The organism is Pseudomonas quasicaspiana, assembly GCF_021147825.1.
GTDB lineage: Bacteria > Pseudomonadota > Gammaproteobacteria > Pseudomonadales > Pseudomonadaceae > Aquipseudomonas > Aquipseudomonas quasicaspiana.
In genome coordinates this window covers 35877-58471 of record NZ_JAGTPI010000019.1, presented here as the reverse complement: position 1 = coordinate 58471, position 22595 = coordinate 35877, and the positions used below count along the sequence as shown (strand labels likewise).

The window sequence follows — 22595 nt, the reverse complement described above, 5'->3', positions numbered from 1 at the left end:
TCAGATACGCCGATCAGCGCTCCCGCTTGAGGCTCTGCACCGACAGGTCCAGCGCCTTCTGCATGTCCAGACGTGCAGAGCGGCCAATGTTCTTGTCGTCCATCTGGTAATTGCGTTCAGACGGCAGGATCGGCGCCGTCAGGTCATCGGCGTCCATGGCTTCGAAATCAAAGTTGCCACCGATGGGCATGGCGCTTCGGCGCAACAGCATGCGCAACTGTTCAGGCGTCAGCTTCGGGTTGATCGACAGCATGGCGGCGACAATCCCGGTGACCATCGGCGTGGCGTAGGACGTACCGCAATGCACCGCGCCCTGCTCACCCGCCGTGAGGGTCGATGCCCGCGTGCAGGCTGCAGCCATGATGTCAACGCGGCTATCAACGTTTGATGACTCGCGTTTCTCGACGTAGGCCGGATCATCGACGGGAAGATCGTCATCCTTGCTGCGCTGATGCCCACCCACCACCAGCAACTGGTCCGTGATGAACGAAGACGGCAAGCGGTACTCGTCCGTCCCGGAAAACGAAGAGCCGTTGCCTGCCGAATTGATCACCACCACATCGGGGTGCTTGCGCCGTAGCCAGAGGAAAAACTCTTCCAGCAGTTCTTCGTAACCGGACATGGCAATGCCAGACCTGAGCAACGAATCCACCTCATCGCCCTCGACGTTTTTCGCGCCGACCCGGTGCAGCCCCCAACTCCAGTTCAGGACTCGCGCGCCGTCTTCAACCAGATTCACCGATGCCGCGACATTCGCCGTGATGCCGGCATCGGAGTTGCGCTCGACAATCACCTCGAAACCATCGCTGACGCCATCCAGCGCGCGTAGAAAGCCGCTATTGCGGCCCTTGGCAGTGTCCGCCGCCAGAATGCCCGCCACGGTGGAGCCATGCCCGTCGGGCTTTTTCGCGTCACGGGCGTACAGGCACGTGCGTGGCTTGCCTGATTTGCAGTCACCCAGATAATCGGCAAAATCCGGGGAGTCAAAGTCCACTTCGCGCTCAATAATCCCGATGCGGATCGGCACCGGTTTGATCGGCGAAGTGACGGCTGGAATCCTGCGCTGGTAATAGTTGACCGCGTCCATGAAACGGTTGGCCGCCCACTGATCCTGAGTCGGCTTGGCCTGCTTGCCATCGCTGGGTGCCGCTTCGCCTTCAGGGGATTCAGCGGCTGACTCCTCGACCACTACGGCATCGACGCTGACCTCACTGCCCATGCGCAGCACCATAGCGTCGCGCTGCACCAGATCAGTCACCGGCAGGCGCAGCTGGTAAGTGTTGAGCGGTGCGATGGAACCGACGACGGTGGCACCGTACTTTTTCGCGATGCGCTCGGCTTCTTCTGCACCCTGGAATTTTTCTTCGACGATCACGCTGACCAGATCAACGTAACTGGTCAGGCCGTCCATGTTCTTGGCGACCTCCTTTGGCGTAGCCGCCAACACGTGACTGCCTGCCATGCTCAGCCATACGGCATTGCTGCTCTGCCCTTCCTGCTCAAGCCACAAGGGGCCGCTGAGCCAGTCGGCAGAGCTCAGGCGCAACTTTAGTCGCTCGCCGTCACGCTCAATCACCTGGCCCGGCAACGCTTTGCCATCCAGTTTGAGCTGCACAGCACCGGGTTTCAGCCCGCGGACGCCAAGACAGAAGGTCTGCTGCTCGCGGCCCAGCAGATCGTCGCAACGCTGCAGCCGCTCCACCCGTAAAGCCTCATTGGCCTGTACTGACGAAACACCGGCCAAAGCAGCCATGAACACGGGCAATACGGTGCGACTGAGCATTTAACAATCCTGAGGGACGCGGCGATAGCAGTCTGACTGCTGCGTCCCCTCAGGGTTCAGGGTTCAGGGCTCAGCTCAAGAGCCGCCCAGCGCGAAGTGCTTGAGGCTTTCCCCTTCCATTCGGTACCGCACCCACTCGTCCTGCGGCTCGGCGCCGATGGATTTATAGAAATCGATGGCAGGCTTATTCCAGTCCAGCACGCTCCACTCAAACCGGCCGCAGCCTGTGTCATGGGCGATTTTCGCCAAGTGGCGCAATAGGTGTTTGCCTGCGCCGACACCGCGATGTTCGAGTGACACAAACAGGTCTTCCAGGTACAAGCCTTTGCGCCCCTGCCATGTGGAATAGTTGAAGAAGTACACGGCAAAACCGATCGGTTGATCATCCAGCAGGCAAATCAGCGCCTTGGCCGGAGACGCTTCGTCAAACAGGCTACGCTCGATATCAGAGACGTCTGCCAGAACTTCATGCTCGGCCTTTTCATAGATGGCCAACTCGGTAATAAAGCCCAGAATGACCTGGGCATCAGCCCGGGTGGCCTCACGAATATGCAACGTCACGACTCTCTCCTTGTAATGATGGCTCTTTATGATCGAACAGGCCGTTCAGCAGCGAACGACCGGCGGTGGATTGTGTCTCAAGCATCAGCCCGGCGCAGCATTAAAACGTCTACGCCTTCACTCGTATTTAAGGATGCTGTATGGACAACAATGAAGAAGGCAGAACCCCCGGGTTATCCGCTGAAGAAGAACGCGAAGTCGACGAGAACCAGCCTCCCCGTGCGGCGGTGCTGCACGAGACCATTCGCATTCAGGGCGATCATGAGCTGGAGCGCAGTGTTGCGGCCCTCTGGTGGTCGGCGTTGGCCGCGGGTTTGACCATGGGCCTGTCGCTGATGGCCATGGGGTTGTTCAAGTCACGCCTGCCGGATATCGAGTCCAGTCATGTCATCGCCAGCCTGGGTTATTCCGCCGGTTTTCTCGCGGTCATCCTGGCTCGTCAGCAACTGTTCACCGAAAACACCCTGACGGCGGTGCTGCCGGTCATGAGCAAGCCGACCTTGAGCAACCTGGGTCGGTTGTTGCGATTGTGGGGCGTGGTGCTGTTCGGCAACCTGTGCGGTACTTTGCTGGTGGCCTATGTGATGTTGAATCTGCCGATCTTCGATAGCCAGACTGACAAGGCGTTTCTGGAAATCGGCCGCAAGGTGATGGAAAACGACGTCATTCACATGTTCTCCAAAGGCATCGTGTCCGGCTGGATGATCGCCACCATGGTCTGGATGATTGCGTCCATGGAAGCTGCGAAGATCTGGATCATCGTGCTGATCACCTACTTGATGGCCCTCGGCGACTTCACCCATATCGTGGTGGGCTCGGCCGAAGCATCGTATCTGGTGTTTGCCGGCGAATTGTCCTGGAGTGACTTCTGGCTGGTCTTCGCCGCACCAACGCTGGCCGGTAACATCATTGGCGGCAGCTTCATCTTCGCCATCCTCAGCCATGCGCAGATCCGCAGCGAAAAAGACACCACTGCCAAACTGGAGCGGGACCGGTTGAAAAAGATTGCAGAGAAGAAGCGGTTGAAGGAAGAGGAGCAGGCTGCAGCCGTCGAAAAAACGACCTGAACTGGAATGCTCTCCCTTGTGGGAGCGAATTCATTCGCGAAGGGGCAGGTACATCCGCAACCAAAGTATCGCCTGAAATACCGCCTTCCCGAATGAATTCGGTCCCACCGGGCCGCCATTGAGCTTGAGACTAGCGCCAGTCTGGGGGAGCGGTATTCCATACCAAACCTGTAACAGATGAAAATTCTTTCAGAAACTATTCAGGTCACATCAGCGAGAATAGGTTTTTTGGCTGTAATCCTTCAGGCAGGCAAGATGACCCGAATTCTGACCATCGAAGACGATGCCGTGACCGCCCAGGAAATCGTTGCGGAATTGAGCAACCATGGCCTTGAGGTGGACTGGGTCGATAATGGCCGTGAGGGCCTCGCCCGTGCGGTAAGCGGCGACTATGACCTGATCACCCTCGACCGCATGCTGCCCGAAGTGGACGGTCTGGCCATTGTTACCACCTTGCGCGCGCAAGGCATCCTCACCCCTATTCTGATGATCAGCGCCCTCTCCGACGTTGATGAACGTGTGCGCGGCCTGCGTGCCGGTGGCGATGATTACCTCGCCAAGCCTTTTGCGTCCGACGAAATGGCCGCACGGGTTGAAGTCTTGCTGCGCCGACGTAACACTGTGGCCGCCGCGGAAACCATCCTGCGGGTCGCCGATCTTGAGCTGAACCTGATCAAACGTGAAGCCAGCCGCGGACAACAGCCACTGAGCTTGCTGCCCACCGAGTACAAACTGCTGGAATTCCTGATGCGCAACAGCGGGCAGATCATCACCCGCATGATGATTTTCGAGGAAGTCTGGGGTTATCACTTCGATCCCGGCACCAACCTGATCGACGTACATATTGGGCGTTTGCGGAAAAAAATCGATCCACCCGGCATGACTCCACTGATTCGGACCGTGCGAGGCTCGGGTTATGTCATTGCTGAACCCGTCTAAAGGCTGGCGTTCCTCTACTAGCCGCTTGCTGGCGTTGTACAGTTTTCTGTTCGTGGCCTGGAGCTGCACGCTGATCGGCGTGTTGTACTGGGAAGTCAGCAGCTACCTGGAAAACCTCGCCCGCCACTCCCTCATGCAACGCCAGCAGCTGTTTGCCCGCTTTGAAGGCGAACAGTTGATCGAGGCACTAACCTCCAGCATGACCTTCGACATGCGCGCCGTGGACGCCTATGGCCTGTTCGACGCCGAGCTGCGCCCGCTCAATGGCCCGATAAAAACGGTCCCTCCCAGCCTGCCGCTGGACGGCAAGATTCATCAGTTGAGTAACTGCGTCGACTCCGAAGATCCGCACATGCCGCAGGACACCTGCGATGCAGTGGCCAGCCAGACCCGCGACGGTCACTGGCTGGTGCTGGTGCGCGACAACGGTTCACTGTTCGCCGTCACTACCCTGATCTTGCGCGCCCTGCTCTGGGGGCTGTCATTGACGATTATTCCCGGCATTGCTGGCTGGCATTTGCTGAGTCGCCGACCGCTGAAACGCATTCGCGGCATTCAGGCCAGCGCCGAGGCAATCGTCGCAGGCGATCTGGGTCGCCGCCTTCCGGTGTCGGCACGCCGCGATGAGCTGGACATGCTGGCGGTCATCGTCAACGCCATGCTAGATCGCATCGAAAAACTGATGAATGAGGTCAAAGGCGTCTGCGATAGCATCGCCCATGACCTGCGCACACCACTGACTCGCTTGCGAGCGCAGCTCTATCGCATCCAGCAACAATCGCCGGAAGACTCGCTGGTAGCCACGCAAATGGATCAAGTGATTGCCGAGGCAGACACGCTGATGGCGCGTTTTCGCGGCTTGCTGCGCATTTCGGAAATCGAGGATCACCAGCGTCGCTCGGCGTTCGTCCAAGTCGATCCTGGCGAACTGTTGCAAGAGGTTCACGATTTTTACCTGCCTCTGGCCGAGGAAGGCGGCGTCAGCCTGTACCTGCGCGTGGAGGATCCGCTGCCACCACTAATGGGCGACCGCGCCCTGCTCTTCGAAGCACTGGCAAACCTGCTCAGCAACTCAATCAAGTTCACCCCGCCCGGCGGCAGCGTGATCCTTAGTGCCAGAGCAGACGGCGACAGCACCTGCCTCGAAGTCCAGGACTCAGGCCCCGGTATTCCTGAGGCAGAACGGCAAGCGGTGTTCCAACGCTTTTATCGCAGTGAAGGCAGCACCCAGAAACACGGGTTTGGCCTCGGGCTGTCCATTGTTGCGGCGATCGTCAACCTGCACGGCTTCACCTTGCACATCGGTACGAGTCCGCTGGGTGGCGCGAGATTGAGTCTTGAGTGTCGGCAGACGGTGGCGTTGGTGTGATCGTGCACTATTGCTTATTCAACGATCTGTAGGAGCGCGCTTGGTCTGGGCCGCATCCGGACGATGCGGTGCGTCAGCGAAAAATGCGTTCCCTGACCAGATCCCATCGCGGGCAAGCTCGCTCCTACAAGTAAGCGTTTGCTGCGCGACAGCGCTGTGTCAGGAACACTGAGCGCGCTCCTATCAAACAAAATATAACTATCTGATTTGGAATGCTTTTTACTGTAGGAGTGAGCTTGCTCGCGATAGCTTCAGCACAGGCAATATATTCATCGACCAACAGATCGAATCGCGAGCAAGCTCACTCCTACAGGTCCCGTGTTTGTTTCGCGACAGCGCGGTGTCAGGGATACAGGGCTAGCTCCTACAGATCATCAGAGAGTTGTAGTTTGTTTGACAGGAGCTGTCGAAGGCTGCGAAAGGCAGCCGTATTTCAAGGCACCGAAAACCCAAACAACACTCGTGGCGCATCAACCAGCAAGCCACTAAGTTCAGCCCCGGAACAGCCCAGCCCCTGCAACTGGCCGATGACCCGAGCGAAATCAACTTCACTCTCGTGCTGCGTATGCGGCCAGTCACTGCCCCAGACCAGCCGATTCAAGCCGAAGAACCTGATCAGCAAGGGCATGGCTGCCCTGGCAAAACCGGCGTTTTGCTCGGCGCTGCCACCCAGGCGATAAATCGCCGAAACCTTGACCCACACCCGACCGCTCAAACCGCATTCCAGCAGGGCCTTAAATGCCGGATGGTCAACCCCGAGCGGCGCTTCAGGACGACCAAAGTGATCGACGACGATCTTGCAGCCAAACGGCATCAGGCCGCGAATCAGGGTTGGAATGTCTTCTACCCCGCGATGCAATTCCACGTGCCAGCCCAGCGCTGAAACTTCATCGAGAAGACGCTTCCACGCGGGCTCGGTGAAGTCAGGCAAAGGCTTGCCCATCAGGTTCAGACGAATGCCGACGATGCCCTGCTCGTCCATCTGCCGAAGCGCTTCGCGGCTGATATCAACATCAACCACCGCGACACCACGCAATTGCTCAGGAGCCTTTGCGAGCGCGGCCAGCAGGTATTGATTGTCTGTACCGAGAAAGCTCGGCTGCACCAACACGCCGTGGCTCAGGCCATTGTCGTGAAGTTGCTGCAGGTAGGCCTCAAGGGTGGCGTCGTAGTCCGGGGTGTAACGGCGACCCGCCGTCAGGTTCAGATCACTGCTGAATACATGGGCGTGGCCATCGATACCGATGATCGGGGAAGTGCGGGAGTCAGGCATGGAGCTCATCTATCAAGAAGGCGCGGCGGATACCATACCCACCGCGCGTGGATCTGCTGCAAATCAGAAGCTCAATCAGACATCGGATCAGGCTTACTGCGGGGCTTCACGTCCTTGAGCCCCATCGGCTTCAGGTGTGGCCGCCTCCAGACTGCGGCCACGGGTTTCGGGTAAGCACAGCGCGGCGATCACTGCCACGCCGTAGGCGATACCGGCGTCGATACCGATGGCTGTGCCCAACGACATGGATTCACTCATGTGACCGACCATGAACGGAAAGACTGCCGACAGCACGCGGCCGAAGTTGTAGCAGAAACCAACGCCTGCGCCGCGCACATCTGCCGGATACAGTTCATTGAAAAACGAACCGAGACTGGCCGGAATACCGGCTGCAAAGAAGCCCAGCGGGAAGCCGAGGAACAGCATCTGCGTGTTGGTCAGTGGCATAAACACATAGCACTGCACCGTGATCACGCAGCAGATAGCGAACAGCAAAATGTTCATGCGCCGACCGATACGGTCGATCAGGAAGCCACTGGCAACGCAACCACACCAGAAGGCGACAATGATCACCGCCAGATAACCGCCCGAGTTCAATACCGACAGGTTGCGCTCGGTTTTCAGGAACGTCGGCAGCCAGGTCATCACCGCGTGATAACCACCGTGTGCGCCCAGCCCGAGGATGCCGCCAAGCAGAGTGACCCGCAGCAGTTCAGGGCGGAAGATCCCGGCCATGGACTTGAAGAAGCTTTTCGGCGTGGTCTTGTCTTTTTGCTGACGCTGGAAGCTGTCCGGTTCTTCGACGTTGCGACGTACCCAGATAATCAACAGGGATGGCAACAGACCGACAAGGAACATCGCGCGCCATGCAATATCCTGCGGCACCAGCGAGTAAATCAGAGTGAACACCAGCACCGCCAGCCCCCAACCTACAGCCCATGCGCTCTGCACGGTGCCCATGACCTTGCCGCGGTATTTGGACTGGATGGTTTCCGCCATCAGTACCGCACCGGCCGCCCACTCGCCGCCGATGCCGAAGCCTTGCAGGGCCTTGACGATCAAAAGCTGGTTAAAGCCGGTGACGAACGCCGAGAGAAAGGTGAAGAACGAGAACCACAAAATCATCCACTGCAGGGTACGCACCCGGCCGTAGCGATCCGACAGCGTACCGCCGACCCAGCCGCCCAATGCCGACGTCACCAGCGTCACACCGCTGATCAACCCGGCATCGCCCTTGGTCAAGGCAAAGGCGGCAATCAGTGCCGGAATCGCCAGACCGAACATTTGCACTTCCAGCGCATCCAGCGACCAGCCGCCGAAGCAGGCCCAAAACGTTTTGCGCTCACGAGGAGTGACTTGGCGATACCAACTGAACATGGTTTTTGTCCTTATAAGAATTTACCCGGAACCGCTAGATGAGCCATGCAGGGCCGAATTCATTCGCGAACCGATATTCCAGCCGACAAATTTTCACCGGATGTAAATGCCCTTCGCGAATGAATTCGCTCCCACCTGGCCGCCCCGCTTTCAACCCAGGCCATTGCGTTTTTTTGATTAAAAGCTGCGGACGAACCGTCAGCGGATTTCCACGCTGTAACGGAAATGGCTGGCGTGTCCACGCGAGCGACGCCACTCCAGCGGTTCGCCTGCGTAGTTGCGCGCCAGACGTTCAATCACCACCACCGGACTGTTGACGGGAATCTGCAACAGACGCGCATGCACATCACTGACCGCCTCGGCCGTCAGGGTCTCTTCGGCATAGGCCACCACCTGGCCGCATAATGTTTCGTAAATCGGGTACAGCAACGGCCCCTGACGCTGCAGGTCGTTGTCGAGCAACGCCTGGAATTGAACCCGGGGCAACCAGATTTCTTCCGCCAGCATGGGCTGCGTTTCAAGCAAGCGCAGACGCACCATGCGAATCACCGGCGAGTCAGGAACCAGACCCAGGGCCTGGCTGACGGCTGAAGGCGCGGTCATTGGTTCAATCGACAGGATTCGGCTTTCTGGTACCTGACGGGCGCCAGCAGCGGACTGAAAACGAAAGAAGCGGAACAGCGAGGACTCAAACTGCGGACGGCGAATAAATGTTCCGCGTCCCTGCTGACGCTCGAGAATATTGTCGGCAACCAGCATGTCGATGGCTTTGCGGACCGTGCCGGTGGACAGGCAATACTCGCTGGACAGTGCCGCTTCGGTAGGAATCGCCTCGCCTGGACGCCAACGATTATTGGCAATCTGCTCGGCCAACTGATCCCGCAGACGTTGATAAAGAGGTAAACGCTCATCACTGGATAATTTGTTCATATTGTTATTTATCTAGTCATCTATATGAATGTGAGACAAAGTATTGTCTCGATCATCAGGACCGTCAAGGCAACCAGACGACATTTTTTCGCCCCGTTCTATAAGATGATCAGCGTTTAGCCCTGTCGCTCAAGCAAAGGGTGATCTTTGAATGTGTAGTGAAGCGAGATGATGCAATTGACGAAACTGGATGCCGGACTGGCTGACTGGAACGACCTGCAAAACGCCCCTGACGAAAGCTGGGGGCTGTTGATGGGAAACGGGGCGAGTCTTGCCGTCTGGAAAAACTTCGCATACGACTCGCTGTTCGACCTGTCCCAGACCACTCGCAGCAACCCCATGAGTCGCACTGAACTGGCAGTATTCAGCGCCATGGAAACCAGCAATTTCGAACCGGTGCTGGCCGCGCTGAAATCAGCCATGCGGGTCAACGCTGCGTTGACCATCAGTTCGTCATCGCCGCGCAATCGCTATTTCGCCATCAAGGAAGCGCTGATCCACGCCATTCGTTCGGTGCATATTCCGTGGAAACTGATCGAGGCCAACACTCTTGCGCGGATGAACACCGAGTTGCAGCGCTACGCGACTGTGTATTCAAGCAACTATGACTTGCTGGCCTATTGGGCGGTGATGCATGCGCCGGAACACTTCGACGATCTGTTCAACGACGACGCGACGTTCAATCTGCATGAAACACGAGCTACCGCTACTCGCGTGCTGTATCTGCACGGGGGCATGCATCTGGTGAAGAACCTCGACGGAACGGTGCGCAAGCTGTTGTCATCGGAAAGCTCGCTGCTGGGCAGCTTCGCTATCAATGCCCTGGACGATGTGCCGCTGTTCATCAGCGAAGGCACCAGCGCTGAAAAAATGAAGCTCATCCGGACGTCGGATTACCTGTCGTTCTGTCATGGGCAATTGGCACAGCATGGCGATGCGCTGTGCATTTTCGGCCATGCACTGGGCAAGCAGGATGCGCATATCATCGCTGCGATCCGTCAGGCCCGGCCGAAGCGGATCGCGATTTCTGTCCTGCCGCGCAGTGAAGCGTTTATCGAGTTTCAAAAGCGGCATTACATCGGGTTGTTGGGTGATCTGGATATCGAGCTGAGCTTTTTTGATGCGAAAAGTCATCCGCTGGGCAGTGCGGATTTTTTGGTGAAAGCCTGACTGTAATGCCTACTCCTGTGGGAGCGAGGCTTGCCCGCGAAGAACGATAACGCGGTGCGTCTGATCCACCGCGTTATCGTTCTTCGCGGGCAAGCCTCGCTCCAACAGAACTTCAATCGAGAGCCTAGCGCGCCCCCGCCCGCCGCACCGGCGCCAACGCTGCGGCGATATGCTCCACCAGATACTCCGCATCCCGCGCCACACCGGAAAATCTGCCGGAACCCCAGGTGTACAGCCACGGCAAGCCGAGGAAGTACAGGCCCGGCTGTGCAGTGATACCTCGTTTGTGTCCGGGATGGCCGCGACCATTGAACACCGGGGCTTCAACCCAGGTGAAGTCAGGCGTAAACCCGATACACCACACAATACTGGTAATACCCGCCGCGCTCAGATCCAGTTCGGTGCGCTCCTGCTCAGGCGTCCATTGCGGCGAATAAACCTCACCGGCTGGAGCATTGATGCCGTGCTCCAGAATGTATTTATCGATGGAGCCATTGATCCGGTTATAGACCGCATCAGCACTGTCGAGACTGTCTTTGAGGTTATTGGCAAACGTCAGCGTGTTGCCCTTCAAGCCTTGCAGGCGTCCGAACAGTTCCATGCCCTCGACCGCGAAACGACGCAGGTCGATATCGCGACCACCGTCACGCCCCGTGACGTAATGATTGGTGTTGTCGCGCACGCCTTCACGCAGCGGATGCGTGTCGACACCGATTTCGTAGTAGCCCATTTCGGCCAGCCAGTCGACCACGTCCTTGCCGCGATAGAAACGCGCGCAACGGGGTGCATCGCCTACGGCCAGATAGACCTTGCGCCCGGCCAGGTGCAGGTCTTCGGCAATCTGCGCCCCGCTCTGCCCTGAGCCCACCACCAACACATTGCCTTCGGGCAGCGACTCGGCGTTGCGGTATTGCTCGGAGTGAATCTGGGTAATCTGCGCTGATACTCGCTCGGCCAGACGCGGGATGATCGGCGTGTGATAGCCGCCCGACGCGACGATCACCTGATCAGCCGTGAACTCGCCCTGAGAGGTGTGCACCTCAAAGCCGCCGCCAACGCGTGGCAACACGCGCTGCACCGCCACGCCCTCAAGCGCGGGCGCATTCACCGACGCGACAAACCCCGCCAGATACTCGTTGATTTGATCCTTGGTCATGAAGCCATGGGGATCCTTGCCCTGGTGCTCTACGCTGTAGCGATACCCAGGCAATGCGCATTGCCAGTTGGGCGTGACCAGACTGAAAGCATCCCAGCGCTGAGTGCGCCAGATATGGGTCAGGCTGTTTTTTTCCAGCACCAGATGATCGATGCCGTGGGCCTGTAAATAATGGCTGGCAGACAAACCGGCCTGCCCGCCGCCGACGATGATCACGCTGTGATGGGGTGGTTTGATTGAAGTGAGAGGGTTGGGCATGGGGGCTCCGGGATATTGGATTGAAATGCGTTTCCTGTGGGAGCCGGGCTTGCCCGCGATGAACGATGACGCGGTCTGACATTAAATCGCGTCCAGCACCATCGCGGGCAAGCCCGGCTCCCACACGACCGCAGCATGCAGGCCTAAAAAGAACTCCACCCCGAGCTGGGCACCCGCCCGCCGCCTTCGGTGCGCATACTGATAACCTCCACAGCGCCGTCTTCCTGACGCATGGCCTGGCCCTTCAGGGAGTTGAGGGTGTCCATCGCCGAGCTGCAGTAGAAGCCTTTGACCTGCTTGACCCGCTCCGAGGCATTGTTGAGACCGCCTTCGATGCGTTCCAGAAAGTCGGCCAGCGGGTAACTGGCGCCTTCCTGCAAGTGGTCGTAAATCACCGTCGAAGGTGAATAGCCGGAGGCTTCTTTGCCGTTGGGCCAGCGAATGGTGAAATTGACAGCGGGCATGTCAGTGCTCCTGTGGGATGGTCAATGAGGACAGATCAAGATGGGCGTAACTGAAGCCGGTAAAGGCCTGCTCGCCAAGATTCCAGAACTCGGCGTGTTGCGAACCGGCCTGCACCGTCAGCGCGGCACTGGCGTTGACCTGACCGATTCGCTCGCAACACAGCCCTTCAAACGCAAAGGCGGCCTGCACGCTGGGCCAGTCCTTTTCATCAAGGGTCATGAGAAAGCCGTAGCTGGGAAAAACCTGTAGCCAGCGCTGTGGATCAGCATCCGGCGGACATGGCAATGCACTCAAATCCACATGCCCACCACAACCGGTGGCCTCCAGCAGCATCAGCAGGCTGCCCAATACCCCGGCGTTGCTGATGTCCTTGGCGGCATGCAGCAACTGCGCTTCGGCCAGACGCGCCAACACGTCCAGCTTGCTGCGCAGCCGTGAGGCCGGGACACCCTCGAAGGCCTTCCAATAGGTCGTGTCCGCGTGCCACTGGCCTTCGAGGTCCACCGCCATGGCAATCACCTGCCCCGGCGCGACATGCAGGCTGGAAAGCAACTTGCTGGCGACCCCGGTAATCGCCACAGCCAACGCAGTCGGATTGCCGTTGGCCAGACTGGTATGCCCGCCCGCCAGCATCAAACCGTAGGCCTCACACGCGGCGCGAATGCCGGCCAACACTTGCTGGGCGGCGTCTTGATCATGGTGCCAATACGCGTTGACCACCGCTGTGGCCCGACCGCCCATGGCGGTGATATCGCTGACATTGGCCATCACTGCCGACCAGCCCGCGAACCACGGGGCGGCACTGACGAATCCGGGCAACATGCCTTCAATCGCCAACAACTGATAATGCTCACCGCAGGCGATGGCCGCCGTGTCGTCGCCGGGCAAGGCGTAGAGTTCGGCACGAGTCATTACCTTGTCCGCTTTACCGATGACCGCTGCCGGCTGCTGAATGGCCTGCTTGGAAAGCATCGCCGGGGTGTTTCGCAACAGTCCGAGCAGCGCTGGCAGATCGTTGATCTCACGCATGGCGAGCCGCCTGCAAGGTGCGAAGCGACACCTGGCGCGGCATGAATGGGTAGCGCGTCAAATCGGCCTGCATCAGGCAATGAGGCTGGCCGAGCAACTCCAGGTGATTCAGGGTCTGCCAGTGCAGCGCCTGGAAATACAGCTCGTTGGCTGTTTGCACGGTGGCGTGAAAGATTTCGCAGCCCAGATCCTTTGCTCGCGACACCGCCTCATTGACAAGTGCCTTGCCGATCATGCTGTGGCGTCGATAGGCTGGCGCAACGCACAAGCGTCCGCCAAACCACACGCCAGGTTCGGGCTGGTAAATCCGTACCGCGCCGACCACCTGATCGGCCATGCCGCAATTACCGGCCAACGCGACAATCGCAATCGCCTGAAAGTCGTGACCGTCCTTGTCTTGCGCCAACAGTTGTTGCTCATCGGAGAACACCGCACGGCGCAACGCGTAATATGCCTGTTTCTCCCAATGTTCCGTGGCTGGTTTAACCAAAAGCTCACCGGCACGAAAAGGCTCGAACGTGCTGTCGACAAGAGCAAAGGCAAGGCTGGACATGGCGTTTCTCCCTTGGGTAAACCGGCTTACTCGTAGTTCTTCAGTGCCGAGCACGCGCCGCACTTGGCGCAACCGGCATTGATCTGTTCGGAACGCAAACCGTGACGACGCAGGCTCGCGCCAATCTGCGGATACAAGCGGGACATCATGGCGCTGTCGGGTTTGGGATGACGGGCCAGTGGCGTGCCGTCGATAGGTACAAAAGGCACCACGAACGGATACACACCCAATTCGCACAAGCGCTCACTCATCTCGGTGATCGCCGCTTCGCTGTCGCCCAGTCCGGCAAGGATGTAGGTGCTGACCTGACCGCGACCGAACACCTCGACCGCCGCGCTGAAGGCTTCGAAATAACGCGTGAGGGGCACTTCGGCCTTGCCGGGCATGATCCGCTGACGAACCTCGTCGGTGACCGCTTCCAGGTGCATGCCCAATGACACCACACCGCTGTCGCGCAGTCGCATGAACCACGCATCGTTATCCGGCGGCTCGCATTGCGCCTGAATCGGCAGATCAACGGCGGCCGTCACTGCGGCGGCGGACTCACACAGAATGGCTGCGCCGCGATCAGGCGTTTGTGGCGTGCCAGTGGTCATCACCATGTGCTTGACGCCATCCAGTTCAACTGCGGCTTTTGCCACTTCAGCCAGTTGCTGCGGACGCTTGCGGGCAATGGTCTTGCCAGCAGCCAAAGACTGGCCGATCGCACAGAACTGGCACGAAGTACCACGATCATTGAAGCGGATGCAATGCTGCAGGACGGTCGTTGCGAGCACATCGCTGCTGTGCAACGTGGCGATTTTCCAGTACGGAATGCCGTCATCAGTGCTCAATCCGTAAAACTTCGGCACGCCCGGCATCTGTACCTGACCGACCTGCAAGCCCTGACGAAAAATCAGCGCATGGCTGCCATCTTCACTGGGTTGCGCCTGATATGGAGAATCCTGAGAGGCCTGATTGAGGATCGGCACCATCATGGTCCGGCTGCCGAAACTCAGCGCCTTGTGGTCCGATGGCCCCGCTCCGCCTTGCCGCGACAGACCGTTCTGCGCGGCGGGCCAGCGCACCCCGTGACATTGCAACTCGGCCAGCAATTCATTGGTCTGCATGGGCAAGCTCCTCGGTTTTGAGTTGAGCGGCGCGCTCGTGCACATGCGCGGTGGGCGTGCGATCAATCAGCAGGCTGAGCAGTTCTGGACGGCTGTAATGCCCCACCGAATCCATCATGCGTTTACGCTTGTCGATCAGCGCCAGATCCAGATCAGCAATCACCCAGCCTTCACCGGAGCGCAGCGGCTCGCCGAGCAATTTGCCTTCCGGCGAGACAATGGCCGTGAAGCAACCGCCGGAAATCGGCGCCAGACCGCAGCCGGTGTCCTGCATGATTTGCCCCTGCTGATCGGCATCCAGCCAGGCTGTGGCGTTGACCACAAAGCAGCCTGACTCAAGGGCGTGATGGCGGATGGTGACTTCGATCTGCTCGGCAAAAATGTCTCCTACCAATGAGCCGGGGAACATCGCCACATGAATCTGCTCGCCGTCGGCCATCAACGCATAGCGGGCCAACGGGTTGTAATGCTCCCAGCAGGCCAGCGAGCCGATGCGGCCGACCGCGCTGTCCACGGCACGCAAGCCGGAGCCGTCGCCCTGCCCCCAGACCATGCGCTCGTGATACGTCGGGGTAATCTTGCGACGGTGCTGAATCAACGTGCCATCGGCATCGAACAACAACTGCGCGTTGTAGATCGTGCCGCCATCGCGCTCGTTGACGCCGATAGACGCGACGATCCCTGCCTCACGACAGGCCTCACCGATCTGCCGGGTCACGTCGGAAGGCACCGTGACGGACTGTTCAAGGAGTTTCAGGTGTTCCTTGCCCATGGCAAATGGCGGCTGGACGAAGGAAAAATAGGGGTAGTACGGCACCACGGTTTCCGGGAAAACCGCGAACTCCACACCTTCGCGCCCCAGCGCCAGCAAGGTTGTGCAGAGCTTGGCGACAGTGGCTTCCCGGGAGTACAACACCGGGCTGAACTGAACGGCGGCGGCGCGGATGGTGGTCATTTGGGAGGTCCTGAAAATTTTGGCGGCTTTCATGAAACTGATTTGAAATGAGATCCAACTGTGGGAGCCGGGCTTGCCCGCGATGCATGAGACGCGTCTTGAAGGTACACCGCGTTATCGTTTATCGCGGGCAAGCCCAGCTCCCACAGGTGCATTCCATGCAGGCACCGCGTGTTCTGTTACGCCGTCCAGGTATCGATAATCATCGCGCCCTCGCGGCGCATCAGCAGGCGCAGGTCCATGACGTCCAGTGGGTTGATGGGACGAATACCCTCGATCAGGGCTTTTTCGGTCTGGCCGTACAGGGCCTGCAAGGCGAAGCGGCAGGCGTAGACTTCGCCGCCTTCGGACATGAACGCTTTGATCTGGTTGTTCACCGCCAGATGGCCGGGGAAGGCTTCTGCACCCAGCGTCGGGAAACCACGCTGCACACCCAGCTGCACGCCGGGTCCGTACAACAGGATTTTGGTTTCAAAGCCTTTGCGCAGCAGGCGTTTGGCCTGGAGCATGTTGACCAGGCCGATAGAACCTTCGAAAGCGATGGTGTGAAACGTGAGCAGGGCTTTTTCGCCCGGTTCGGCTTTGACGTCCTCGAAGACTTTTTCTTCGTAATTGACCAGGAAGTCGCCGTCTTGATAGTGAGCAATGTCCACGCTTGGCATATCGTCGTTCTCCAGTAAGTCATGTTTTTATCAGCGGCTTGAAAACGCCGGGGTGACAACAGGACAAGAGCGAACGCCGTGCCAAAAATAAAAATGTTGTCCGTATGCGGGCTAAGCCACTGATTATCAAAAATATTAAGATCTGATCCGGTTTTTACGGACCTATCTGAGCCTATCGCCGGATCACGCATTCCCGTAGAAATACGAATCTTCGTAGCGCTGGATCACGAGATTTCGTAATGAGCGAGCCAGATTCACTGACCGGCTGGGCCGACCTGGCCTATTCTTCGCGGCACATGGTGTTCGAGCACTGCGCCGAGGCCATCGCCCTGCTCGACCCCGTAGCGGATCGCTTCGGCGACCTGAACGTGGCGGCCTGCAAGCTGCTCGGCTATCCGCGCCAGGAACTGCTGGAGCTGCCGGTCAGCAAATTGTTCGGTCATCAACTGGCCGACCTGATCGTCTTTACTCAAGCCGTCATGAATAAAGGCCGTGGCTGGACCGAAGATCTCAGCTGCAATTGCAAGACCGGCGAGCGCATAGAGCTGGAATTGTCAGCAACCATTCTGCAGGTCAAAGGCAACCCACAGCTGATTCTGGTCATGCGTGAAGCCAGCCATGAGAAGTACCAGCGTGATCAGGCCCATACCGAGCGCACCATGCGTGGCGGCCTGCTGGAATGGCGCAATATTCTCAACCTGTTTCAGGAAACAGAGCGCGATAATCAGTTGCTGCTCAGCGCGGTGGGCGACGGCATTTACAGCATCAACACCGATGGCCTGGCCACCTTCGTTAACCCGGCTGGCGCACGCATGCTGGGCTGGGAACCGGCAGACATGATCGGCAAGAACATCCACCGCATTCACCATCACACCCACGCCGATGGCAGCCACTACCCGGTGGAAGACTGCCCGATTTATAAAGCGGTACGCGATGGTGTGGTTCATGAGGGTCGGCAGGAGGTTTTCTGGCGTCGGGATGGCAGCTCGTTCCCGGTTGAGTTCACCAGCACGCCGGTGATTGCCGATGGTCGAATTGCCGGTGCGGTGGTGGTATTCCGCGACATCACCGAGCGGCGGACCACGGAGAACCAGCTGCACAATGCGCTCGAAGAGCTCAAGGTGCTCAAGCAGCGCCTTGAAGAGCAAAACGCGTATCTGCAGGAAGAAATTCACATCGAACACAACTTTCGGGAAATCGTCGGCCAGAGCGAGCCGATCCTGAAGATCATCAAACAGATCGACGTCGTGGCGCCGACCGACGCCAGCGTGTTGATCAATGGCGAATCCGGCACCGGCAAAGAATTGATTGCCCGGGCGATCCATCAGGCCAGTCGACGCAGTGCCAACCCGCTGATCAGGGTCAACTGCGCGGCGATTCCCACCGAGTTGTTTGAAAGCGAGTTCTTCGGCCATATTCGCGGTGCGTTTACCGGAGCGATTCGTGACCGTGTCGGACGTTTTGAACTGGCGGATGGCGGCACTCTGTTCCTTGATGAAATCGGCGAGATACCACTGGAGTTGCAAAGCAAACTGTTACGAGTTCTACAGGAAGGTCAGTTCGAGCGCGTCGGCGAAGAACGCACGCGCAAGGTTGATGTGCGAATCATCGCCGCGACTAACCGGGACTTGCGTCAGGAAGTGACCGCCAAACATTTCCGCGAGGATCTGTACTTCCGCCTTAACGTCTTTCCTATCCAGTCCCCGGCCCTGCGCGAGCGGCCGATGGACATTGCGCCATTGGCTGCACACTTCCTCAAACAGACCGCCAAACGCTTGAACATGCCGGGCCGCCGGTTGCGCAACAGCGACATCGAACGCCTGCAACGCTATTCATGGCCCGGCAATATCCGTGAGTTGCAGAACGTTATCGAACGAGCGCTGATCACCTCTCACGGTGCGGATTTGAATATGGACCTGCCGGACGAGCCCAACAGAACCGAAGCCGCCCCTGCACTGCTTCCCGCCACGAGCATCATGACGGACGCTCAGGTGAGAGAACTGGAACGGAGCAACATGCAGGCGGCACTCAAAGCCTGTAATGGCAAGTTGTTCGGCAAGGGAGGTGCAGCAGAGTTGCTGGGTTTGAAACCGACAACATTGGCGTCGCGGTTGAAGCGGCTGGATATTGAGGTGGGATGAAATGCTAGGCCCGAAGACTTCGAATAACATTGACCAAAACAGGAGAAAAGGGTTGAAGCTTTTGTTCGCGATCTATTTGACGCAAATCGTCTAGCAGCAAATTGAGCAAGTCGTCAGTGGTAAGCCTAAGCTCAGCAGCGTCCAGACCTCCGTTGCTATACAGCAACGTATCAACCATTGCCCTCCGCTCTCCTATCAGCCCACGATTATTTAGCTTAAGAACCCTGATGCTGGCGTTCGCTCGCTCAGTCAAACCTTCTACTGCTCCAGATAACTCGAACAGCAACTCTGTTTCACATTCATCCATCAGTGGTGTTAGCGGCAACGGCTGACTGCGATGGGCGTCGCCGCATCGTCCGGGTTTATTGCAGCTGGCGACGATATTCTGGAAATCCAGCGTCCGATTACGCGCCAAATTTTGAGCTTCGACATGCTCGTTGTGAGAGCTCACTTTCTCGGAAGATATTCCGCGACAGCAATAAGCGCATAAACCATGTTGCTCAGCGACACAGGCTTGTCGAATGGCATCTTTTATCTCGCCGTGACCGACAAGATCATGATACCGAGTGCCTGGGTTCCTTCGCTTCCATGCTTCAAGGATCGCTAAACCTCCTTTTTCAATCTTTCGCACGATGCACTTCCTGCTTTCGAATCAACAACGCGGCTTTAGCTAGCTCAATGTGGTCTGCGGGGAGCTCGCCAGCCAGGATTCGATACAAAGTGCGAGCCTCATCCAGCTCACCCCTCACAAGGAAATATTGCAATTCATCAAGATGAGCTTGAACGGAGGTATTACGGATATCAGTATCCATAACACTCAACAGCACTTGGTTGGCGTCCAGACCATAAAGACTGTCTTGCTCATGTAACTCCCCATCGCTCATAACGTATACCAATACATCCTTGGCATCGCTGATGACCAATGGGGAGTGGGTGGTCAAAAGGAACTGGCAATTAGGAAAGGTCGTGGTGAGCTGTTCAATCAGGCTACGCTGCCACTTGGGGTGAAGATGAAGCTCTACCTCGTCGATCAAAACGATACCGTTACCCTGCAGGGGATTTTCGAGGGCTGGGTTCATCATAGCTAGGCGCCTGGCGATATCTCCAACCAGTGCCATCATAGATTTTTCGCCCTGAGAAAGCTGAGAAACGTTTAGAGTGACGCCCTCTTTATCGATAGCCATATGCAAACTTGGCCTTCGCTTAACGCGCAGATTATTGAATCCGGGCATAAAGGCTTCCACCGCAATTCTCACGGCTGTCAGTTGGCGATCTCGAGATGAGGCGTGCTCTTGTGACAATAATTTCCACGTCGCGCTATCTGGCGCGACTTTCTGGGAAAGTTCATTTAAGAGTTCTGCAGATATTCCCGTCTCATTTTCATTGTCCTCACGCTCTCTGAACCACTCAAAAAATCGGCGAAAATCTACGCCTCTTGCAAGCGCGTTGTCATAACCATCGAGTTGGTCAAACGTGTGTTTAGCATGAATTTTCAACGGAATTTCAAGCACCGAGCGCTCAACCGGGTAATAAGCCACCATTGGCAAGGACGCACTCTCACTCTCTGTCAACAACGAGCGATAGCTGTCTGCCAAAAGATTGAGATCACTCAACATCGACACTGAAGCTGCCTTACGACCTTTTTTCGCAGTTGATATCGCCCACTTTGAAGAGGGCCTATGAACACGAGGATCAAACACAACCGCTTCATTTACCTCAACGACAATCGAGGCTGAAGAGGCATCGTTGCGAATCGCCGACTCATCAATACGGTTACCAATACCTTTCTCCGTACGAATCCGCGCGACCAACCAACTTAGAGACGTAGCCACCGACTTGAGCAATGTGGTCTTGCCCGCCCCATTGTTCCCAACCAGTACCGTGACACTAGATAAGTGCCGCGGGGTAGGTGCCAAAGGGACATCAAGGTCGGCGAAACGACCCACGTTAACGAGCCTGAAGCTTTTGATTTCCATGTAATCCCTGAGGGGCCGGATCCAGATTTGAGTGACAGGGCGAAGTATGCCACTCATTGCAGGGCTTGAATCTCGACGAAAGCGCCCGTTACCAAATAAAAGGGGGAGCCAGACGGTATGTCGGCCCCCCCGAATACCCAGCAGCATGCTTGGCGTCAGTTGACCTTCACATCACTGAACTTCAGAACACTTTCATTGCTGTCCCTGTTACGGAAAGTCAGCTTCAGTGCCGGAGAGAGTTTTACCTGAGCTCTGGTTGTTTCGAAAATCAACGTCAGACGCGTCGGCACGTTTCTGATCAATTGGAACGAGTCCCACCGGTCAAACTTGGCATCACCTACACGCAACTGCGCCAGATTCAGAGCCCCGCCGGCTTCTTCAAACAGACTGCTGGGCGATACCAGCCTGAAATCACGATCCGAGTTGTTGTTGGTCAGCATCAGAGTACAGGCAGGCGCTTGCCCATTCTGTTCACATTCCAGCAACTCGATGCGAACGTTGTCGACTGTTTCAACCCGTTTACCAAAGACGTTGGCGTTGTCATTTACCTGCATGAGTTTCTGATTGCGAGCGAACTCAAAGGAAGGCTTGGCATACTCGCCACCCAGTTTGAAAAAGACACCACACAGCATGAGGCTGAGCAGTAGCCAAACCGTGTATTTAAGGGCGCGCGGTAGCTTATCGGCTAGAAAAGCAATCCAGAACGCTACGAGGAAGGTCACCACGCAAACCACCGAAATCATGGTTTGCCAGTTTAGAAACTCGAGACTGAAACCAAAAACACTAGGATCGGGGAAAACGTAGGTAAATAGCCCCCATAAAGTCGCCAACAAGCTGCTAATGCTTGCGCCTATTTTGGTAAAAAGAATTGCCGGTTTGCTGCGGGGAGGTGTTGCTGCATCCATTGCTACTTTGCCTTGTACGATTTCTGAGAAAACTGATCGATACCCTGAAAAGGATTATTCGAACGGAATGGCGAGCACCAATAGTGGTGTTCCGCCATTATCCCGGAAATGTCAGCAAAAATGCACCGCCCTCACATGACGAAGCTTTCCTACTTGACTACCCTCTCCAACCAACCCGCCAAATCATTGACCTCAGTCTCGTTCACACCGTGAGGCAGCCCGGCATAGGCGTGGTATTGCGGCTTGAGCCCCAACGCTTTCAGGTACGCCTCGGCATCGCTCGCGCCCTGCACCGGGATCAGTGTGTCGGCTGTGCCGTGGCCGATGAAGACAGCGAGTTTGCGCAGCGCCGGATCAGGCTTGAGTTCCGCCTTGAGCACCGGCAGCATGTGGCCACTCAATGCTGCAAAGCCTCCCACCAGACCGGGATCACGCAGCGCCACTTCGTAGCTCATCATGGCACCCTGACTGAAGCCCACCAGAAAGACCTTTGACGGCTGGGTCTGGTATTTGCTCGTCGCCTGTTCAATAAACTGCTTCAGCAATTGCCCGCTGCTTTCAAGGTCCGACGTTACGCCGTCGTAATAGGCAGAATCCCGCTTCGGGGTGAACCACTGATAGCCCTCCTCCCTTGCGTTCATCGGCGCCCGCACCGACAGGTAGTTGTAATCACTCGGCATCAGCGAGGTGAAGCTGAGCAGGTTGGTTTCATCGCCACCGTAGCCATGTAAAAAGATGACCAGAGGCTTGTCTTTTACTTCAGTGCTGGCCTGTTCCACATAAGCCAGAGGCAGATCACGCAACAATGGCTGCCCGGCCTGAGCCAACCCGCACATGGCAAACAACATGAAGGCAAACACTTTCAACATTAATCAAGACCTCGGATGAGCGCTGCCTGTCTTCAGGACAGCGCTAAG

Annotated in this window: 21 protein-coding genes; 5 read left to right on the top strand and 16 right to left on the bottom strand. The window is 57.4% G+C overall.

The genetic code is table 11. From position 1 onward, the window contains the following. Window positions 1-13 precede the first annotated feature (13 nt). On the bottom strand, window positions 14-1783 hold the full coding sequence (locus KDX30_RS13720; protein ID WP_231676321.1) for a S8/S53 family peptidase: 1770 nt from the start codon (window positions 1781-1783) through the stop codon (window positions 14-16). 75 nt (window positions 1784-1858) lie between these two features. After that, complete coding sequence (locus KDX30_RS13715) at window positions 1859-2344, bottom strand: GNAT family N-acetyltransferase (protein ID WP_099270003.1); 486 nt, start codon at window positions 2342-2344, stop codon at window positions 1859-1861. A 140-nt stretch (window positions 2345-2484) separates the two neighbouring features. Here KDX30_RS13715 and KDX30_RS13710 point away from each other — a divergent pair, with 140 nt between their 5' ends. From KDX30_RS13710 to KDX30_RS13700, 3 genes are all read left to right on the top strand, one after another. Then, complete coding sequence (locus KDX30_RS13710) at window positions 2485-3411, top strand: formate/nitrite transporter family protein (protein WP_231673183.1); 927 nt, start codon at window positions 2485-2487, stop codon at window positions 3409-3411. A 255-nt stretch (window positions 3412-3666) separates the two neighbouring features. After that, the gene (locus KDX30_RS13705) at window positions 3667-4350 is read left to right on the top strand and encodes a response regulator transcription factor (protein WP_027901208.1); all 684 of its coding nucleotides are present in this window, start codon (window positions 3667-3669) and stop codon (window positions 4348-4350) included. Continuing rightward, window positions 4328-5719: a sensor histidine kinase gene (locus KDX30_RS13700; RefSeq protein ID WP_231676319.1), complete on the top strand. Its 1392-nt coding sequence runs from the start codon at window positions 4328-4330 to the stop codon at window positions 5717-5719. Before KDX30_RS13705 ends, KDX30_RS13700 begins: the two co-directional genes overlap by 23 nt. Before the next feature lie 433 nt (window positions 5720-6152). Here KDX30_RS13700 and KDX30_RS13695 read toward each other — a convergent pair whose 3' ends face one another. From KDX30_RS13695 to KDX30_RS13685, 3 genes are all read right to left on the bottom strand, one after another. Beyond that, the gene (locus KDX30_RS13695) at window positions 6153-6992 is read right to left on the bottom strand and encodes an amidohydrolase family protein (protein ID WP_231676318.1); all 840 of its coding nucleotides are present in this window, start codon (window positions 6990-6992) and stop codon (window positions 6153-6155) included. A gap of 93 nt (window positions 6993-7085) precedes the next feature. Then, complete coding sequence (locus tag KDX30_RS13690; RefSeq protein WP_231676316.1) at window positions 7086-8369, bottom strand: MFS transporter; 1284 nt, start codon at window positions 8367-8369, stop codon at window positions 7086-7088. 198 nt (window positions 8370-8567) lie between these two features. Continuing rightward, a complete protein-coding gene (locus KDX30_RS13685) occupies window positions 8568-9299 on the bottom strand; it encodes a GntR family transcriptional regulator (protein ID WP_231676314.1) in 732 nt (243 codons plus the stop codon). A gap of 168 nt (window positions 9300-9467) precedes the next feature. Here KDX30_RS13685 and KDX30_RS13680 point away from each other — a divergent pair, with 168 nt between their 5' ends. Next, the gene (locus KDX30_RS13680) at window positions 9468-10469 is read left to right on the top strand and encodes a DUF4917 family protein (protein WP_406643866.1); all 1002 of its coding nucleotides are present in this window, start codon (window positions 9468-9470) and stop codon (window positions 10467-10469) included. Between the two features lie 124 nt (window positions 10470-10593). Here KDX30_RS13680 and KDX30_RS13675 read toward each other — a convergent pair whose 3' ends face one another. The 7 genes from KDX30_RS13675 to KDX30_RS13645 form a co-directional block, all read right to left on the bottom strand. Continuing rightward, window positions 10594-11883 carry an MSMEG_0569 family flavin-dependent oxidoreductase gene (locus KDX30_RS13675; RefSeq protein ID WP_231676310.1) on the bottom strand — a complete coding sequence of 430 codons (1290 nt, stop codon included), beginning with the start codon at window positions 11881-11883 and terminating at the stop codon, window positions 10594-10596. A 143-nt stretch (window positions 11884-12026) separates the two neighbouring features. Then, on the bottom strand, window positions 12027-12347 hold the full coding sequence (locus KDX30_RS13670) for an MSMEG_0570 family nitrogen starvation response protein (protein ID WP_099270849.1): 321 nt from the start codon (window positions 12345-12347) through the stop codon (window positions 12027-12029). Between the two features lies 1 nt (window position 12348). Beyond that, on the bottom strand, window positions 12349-13377 hold the full coding sequence (locus tag KDX30_RS13665; protein WP_231676308.1) for a sll0787 family AIR synthase-like protein: 1029 nt from the start codon (window positions 13375-13377) through the stop codon (window positions 12349-12351). Continuing rightward, entirely contained in the window at window positions 13370-13930 is a 561-nt protein-coding gene (locus KDX30_RS13660) for an MSMEG_0567/Sll0786 family nitrogen starvation N-acetyltransferase (RefSeq protein ID WP_099270847.1), read from the bottom strand. The genes KDX30_RS13665 and KDX30_RS13660 overlap by 8 nt, the downstream gene beginning before the upstream one ends. Window positions 13931-13956: 26 nt before the next feature. Then, window positions 13957-15039 (bottom strand): MSMEG_0568 family radical SAM protein, encoded by a 1083-nt coding sequence (locus KDX30_RS13655; protein ID WP_231676305.1) that lies wholly within the window; start codon window positions 15037-15039, stop codon window positions 13957-13959. Further along, complete coding sequence (locus KDX30_RS13650) at window positions 15026-15994, bottom strand: Nit6803 family nitrilase (protein WP_231676303.1); 969 nt, start codon at window positions 15992-15994, stop codon at window positions 15026-15028. Before KDX30_RS13650 ends, KDX30_RS13655 begins: the two co-directional genes overlap by 14 nt. A 179-nt stretch (window positions 15995-16173) precedes the next feature. Then, window positions 16174-16656 carry an MSMEG_0572/Sll0783 family nitrogen starvation response protein gene (locus KDX30_RS13645; protein WP_027900808.1) on the bottom strand — a complete coding sequence of 161 codons (483 nt, stop codon included), beginning with the start codon at window positions 16654-16656 and terminating at the stop codon, window positions 16174-16176. 239 nt (window positions 16657-16895) lie between these two features. On the opposite strand from KDX30_RS13645, the gene KDX30_RS13640 reads away from it, so the two are divergent. Then, window positions 16896-18797 carry a sigma 54-interacting transcriptional regulator gene (locus KDX30_RS13640; protein WP_231667968.1) on the top strand — a complete coding sequence of 634 codons (1902 nt, stop codon included), beginning with the start codon at window positions 16896-16898 and terminating at the stop codon, window positions 18795-18797. Between the two features lie 4 nt (window positions 18798-18801). On the opposite strand, the gene KDX30_RS13635 is transcribed toward KDX30_RS13640, so the two are convergent. From KDX30_RS13635 to KDX30_RS13620, 4 genes are all read right to left on the bottom strand, one after another. Beyond that, a complete protein-coding gene (locus tag KDX30_RS13635) occupies window positions 18802-19428 on the bottom strand; it encodes a retron system putative HNH endonuclease (protein WP_231676300.1) in 627 nt (208 codons plus the stop codon). Further along, entirely contained in the window at window positions 19415-20773 is a 1359-nt protein-coding gene (locus tag KDX30_RS13630) for an AAA family ATPase (protein ID WP_231676298.1), read from the bottom strand. The genes KDX30_RS13635 and KDX30_RS13630 overlap by 14 nt, the downstream gene beginning before the upstream one ends. 155 nt (window positions 20774-20928) lie before the next feature. Then, complete coding sequence (locus KDX30_RS13625) at window positions 20929-21678, bottom strand: hypothetical protein (protein WP_231676296.1); 750 nt, start codon at window positions 21676-21678, stop codon at window positions 20929-20931. A 149-nt stretch (window positions 21679-21827) separates the two neighbouring features. Then, window positions 21828-22547, bottom strand: a complete 720-nt coding sequence (locus KDX30_RS13620) for an alpha/beta hydrolase (protein ID WP_231676294.1) — start codon at window positions 22545-22547, stop codon at window positions 21828-21830. Window positions 22548-22595 lie beyond the last annotated feature (48 nt).

Excerpts from the sequence above, each read along its gene's own strand:
- KDX30_RS13720 (WP_231676321.1), bottom strand. The coding sequence starts at position 1,783 with ATGCTCAGTCGCACCGTATTGCCCGTGTTCATGGCTGCTTTGGCCGGT.
- KDX30_RS13710 (WP_231673183.1), top strand. The coding sequence starts at position 2,485 with ATGGACAACAATGAAGAAGGCAGAACCCCCGGGTTATCCGCTGAAGAA.
- KDX30_RS13705 (WP_027901208.1), top strand. The coding sequence starts at position 3,667 with ATGACCCGAATTCTGACCATCGAAGACGATGCCGTGACCGCCCAGGAA.
- KDX30_RS13700 (WP_231676319.1), top strand. The coding sequence starts at position 4,328 with ATGTCATTGCTGAACCCGTCTAAAGGCTGGCGTTCCTCTACTAGCCGC.
- KDX30_RS13695 (WP_231676318.1), bottom strand. The coding sequence starts at position 6,992 with ATGCCTGACTCCCGCACTTCCCCGATCATCGGTATCGATGGCCACGCC.
- KDX30_RS13690 (WP_231676316.1), bottom strand. The coding sequence starts at position 8,369 with ATGTTCAGTTGGTATCGCCAAGTCACTCCTCGTGAGCGCAAAACGTTT.
- KDX30_RS13685 (WP_231676314.1), bottom strand. The coding sequence starts at position 9,299 with ATGAACAAATTATCCAGTGATGAGCGTTTACCTCTTTATCAACGTCTG.
- KDX30_RS13680 (WP_406643866.1), top strand. The coding sequence starts at position 9,468 with ATGATGCAATTGACGAAACTGGATGCCGGACTGGCTGACTGGAACGAC.
- KDX30_RS13675 (WP_231676310.1), bottom strand. The coding sequence starts at position 11,883 with ATGCCCAACCCTCTCACTTCAATCAAACCACCCCATCACAGCGTGATC.
- KDX30_RS13670 (WP_099270849.1), bottom strand. The coding sequence starts at position 12,347 with ATGCCCGCTGTCAATTTCACCATTCGCTGGCCCAACGGCAAAGAAGCC.
- KDX30_RS13665 (WP_231676308.1), bottom strand. The coding sequence starts at position 13,377 with ATGCGTGAGATCAACGATCTGCCAGCGCTGCTCGGACTGTTGCGAAAC.
- KDX30_RS13660 (WP_099270847.1), bottom strand. The coding sequence starts at position 13,930 with ATGTCCAGCCTTGCCTTTGCTCTTGTCGACAGCACGTTCGAGCCTTTT.
- KDX30_RS13655 (WP_231676305.1), bottom strand. The coding sequence starts at position 15,039 with ATGCAGACCAATGAATTGCTGGCCGAGTTGCAATGTCACGGGGTGCGC.
- KDX30_RS13650 (WP_231676303.1), bottom strand. The coding sequence starts at position 15,994 with ATGACCACCATCCGCGCCGCCGCCGTTCAGTTCAGCCCGGTGTTGTAC.
- KDX30_RS13645 (WP_027900808.1), bottom strand. The coding sequence starts at position 16,656 with ATGCCAAGCGTGGACATTGCTCACTATCAAGACGGCGACTTCCTGGTC.
- KDX30_RS13640 (WP_231667968.1), top strand. The coding sequence starts at position 16,896 with ATGAGCGAGCCAGATTCACTGACCGGCTGGGCCGACCTGGCCTATTCT.
- KDX30_RS13630 (WP_231676298.1), bottom strand. The coding sequence starts at position 20,773 with ATGGAAATCAAAAGCTTCAGGCTCGTTAACGTGGGTCGTTTCGCCGAC.
- KDX30_RS13625 (WP_231676296.1), bottom strand. The coding sequence starts at position 21,678 with ATGGATGCAGCAACACCTCCCCGCAGCAAACCGGCAATTCTTTTTACC.
- KDX30_RS13620 (WP_231676294.1), bottom strand. The coding sequence starts at position 22,547 with ATGTTGAAAGTGTTTGCCTTCATGTTGTTTGCCATGTGCGGGTTGGCT.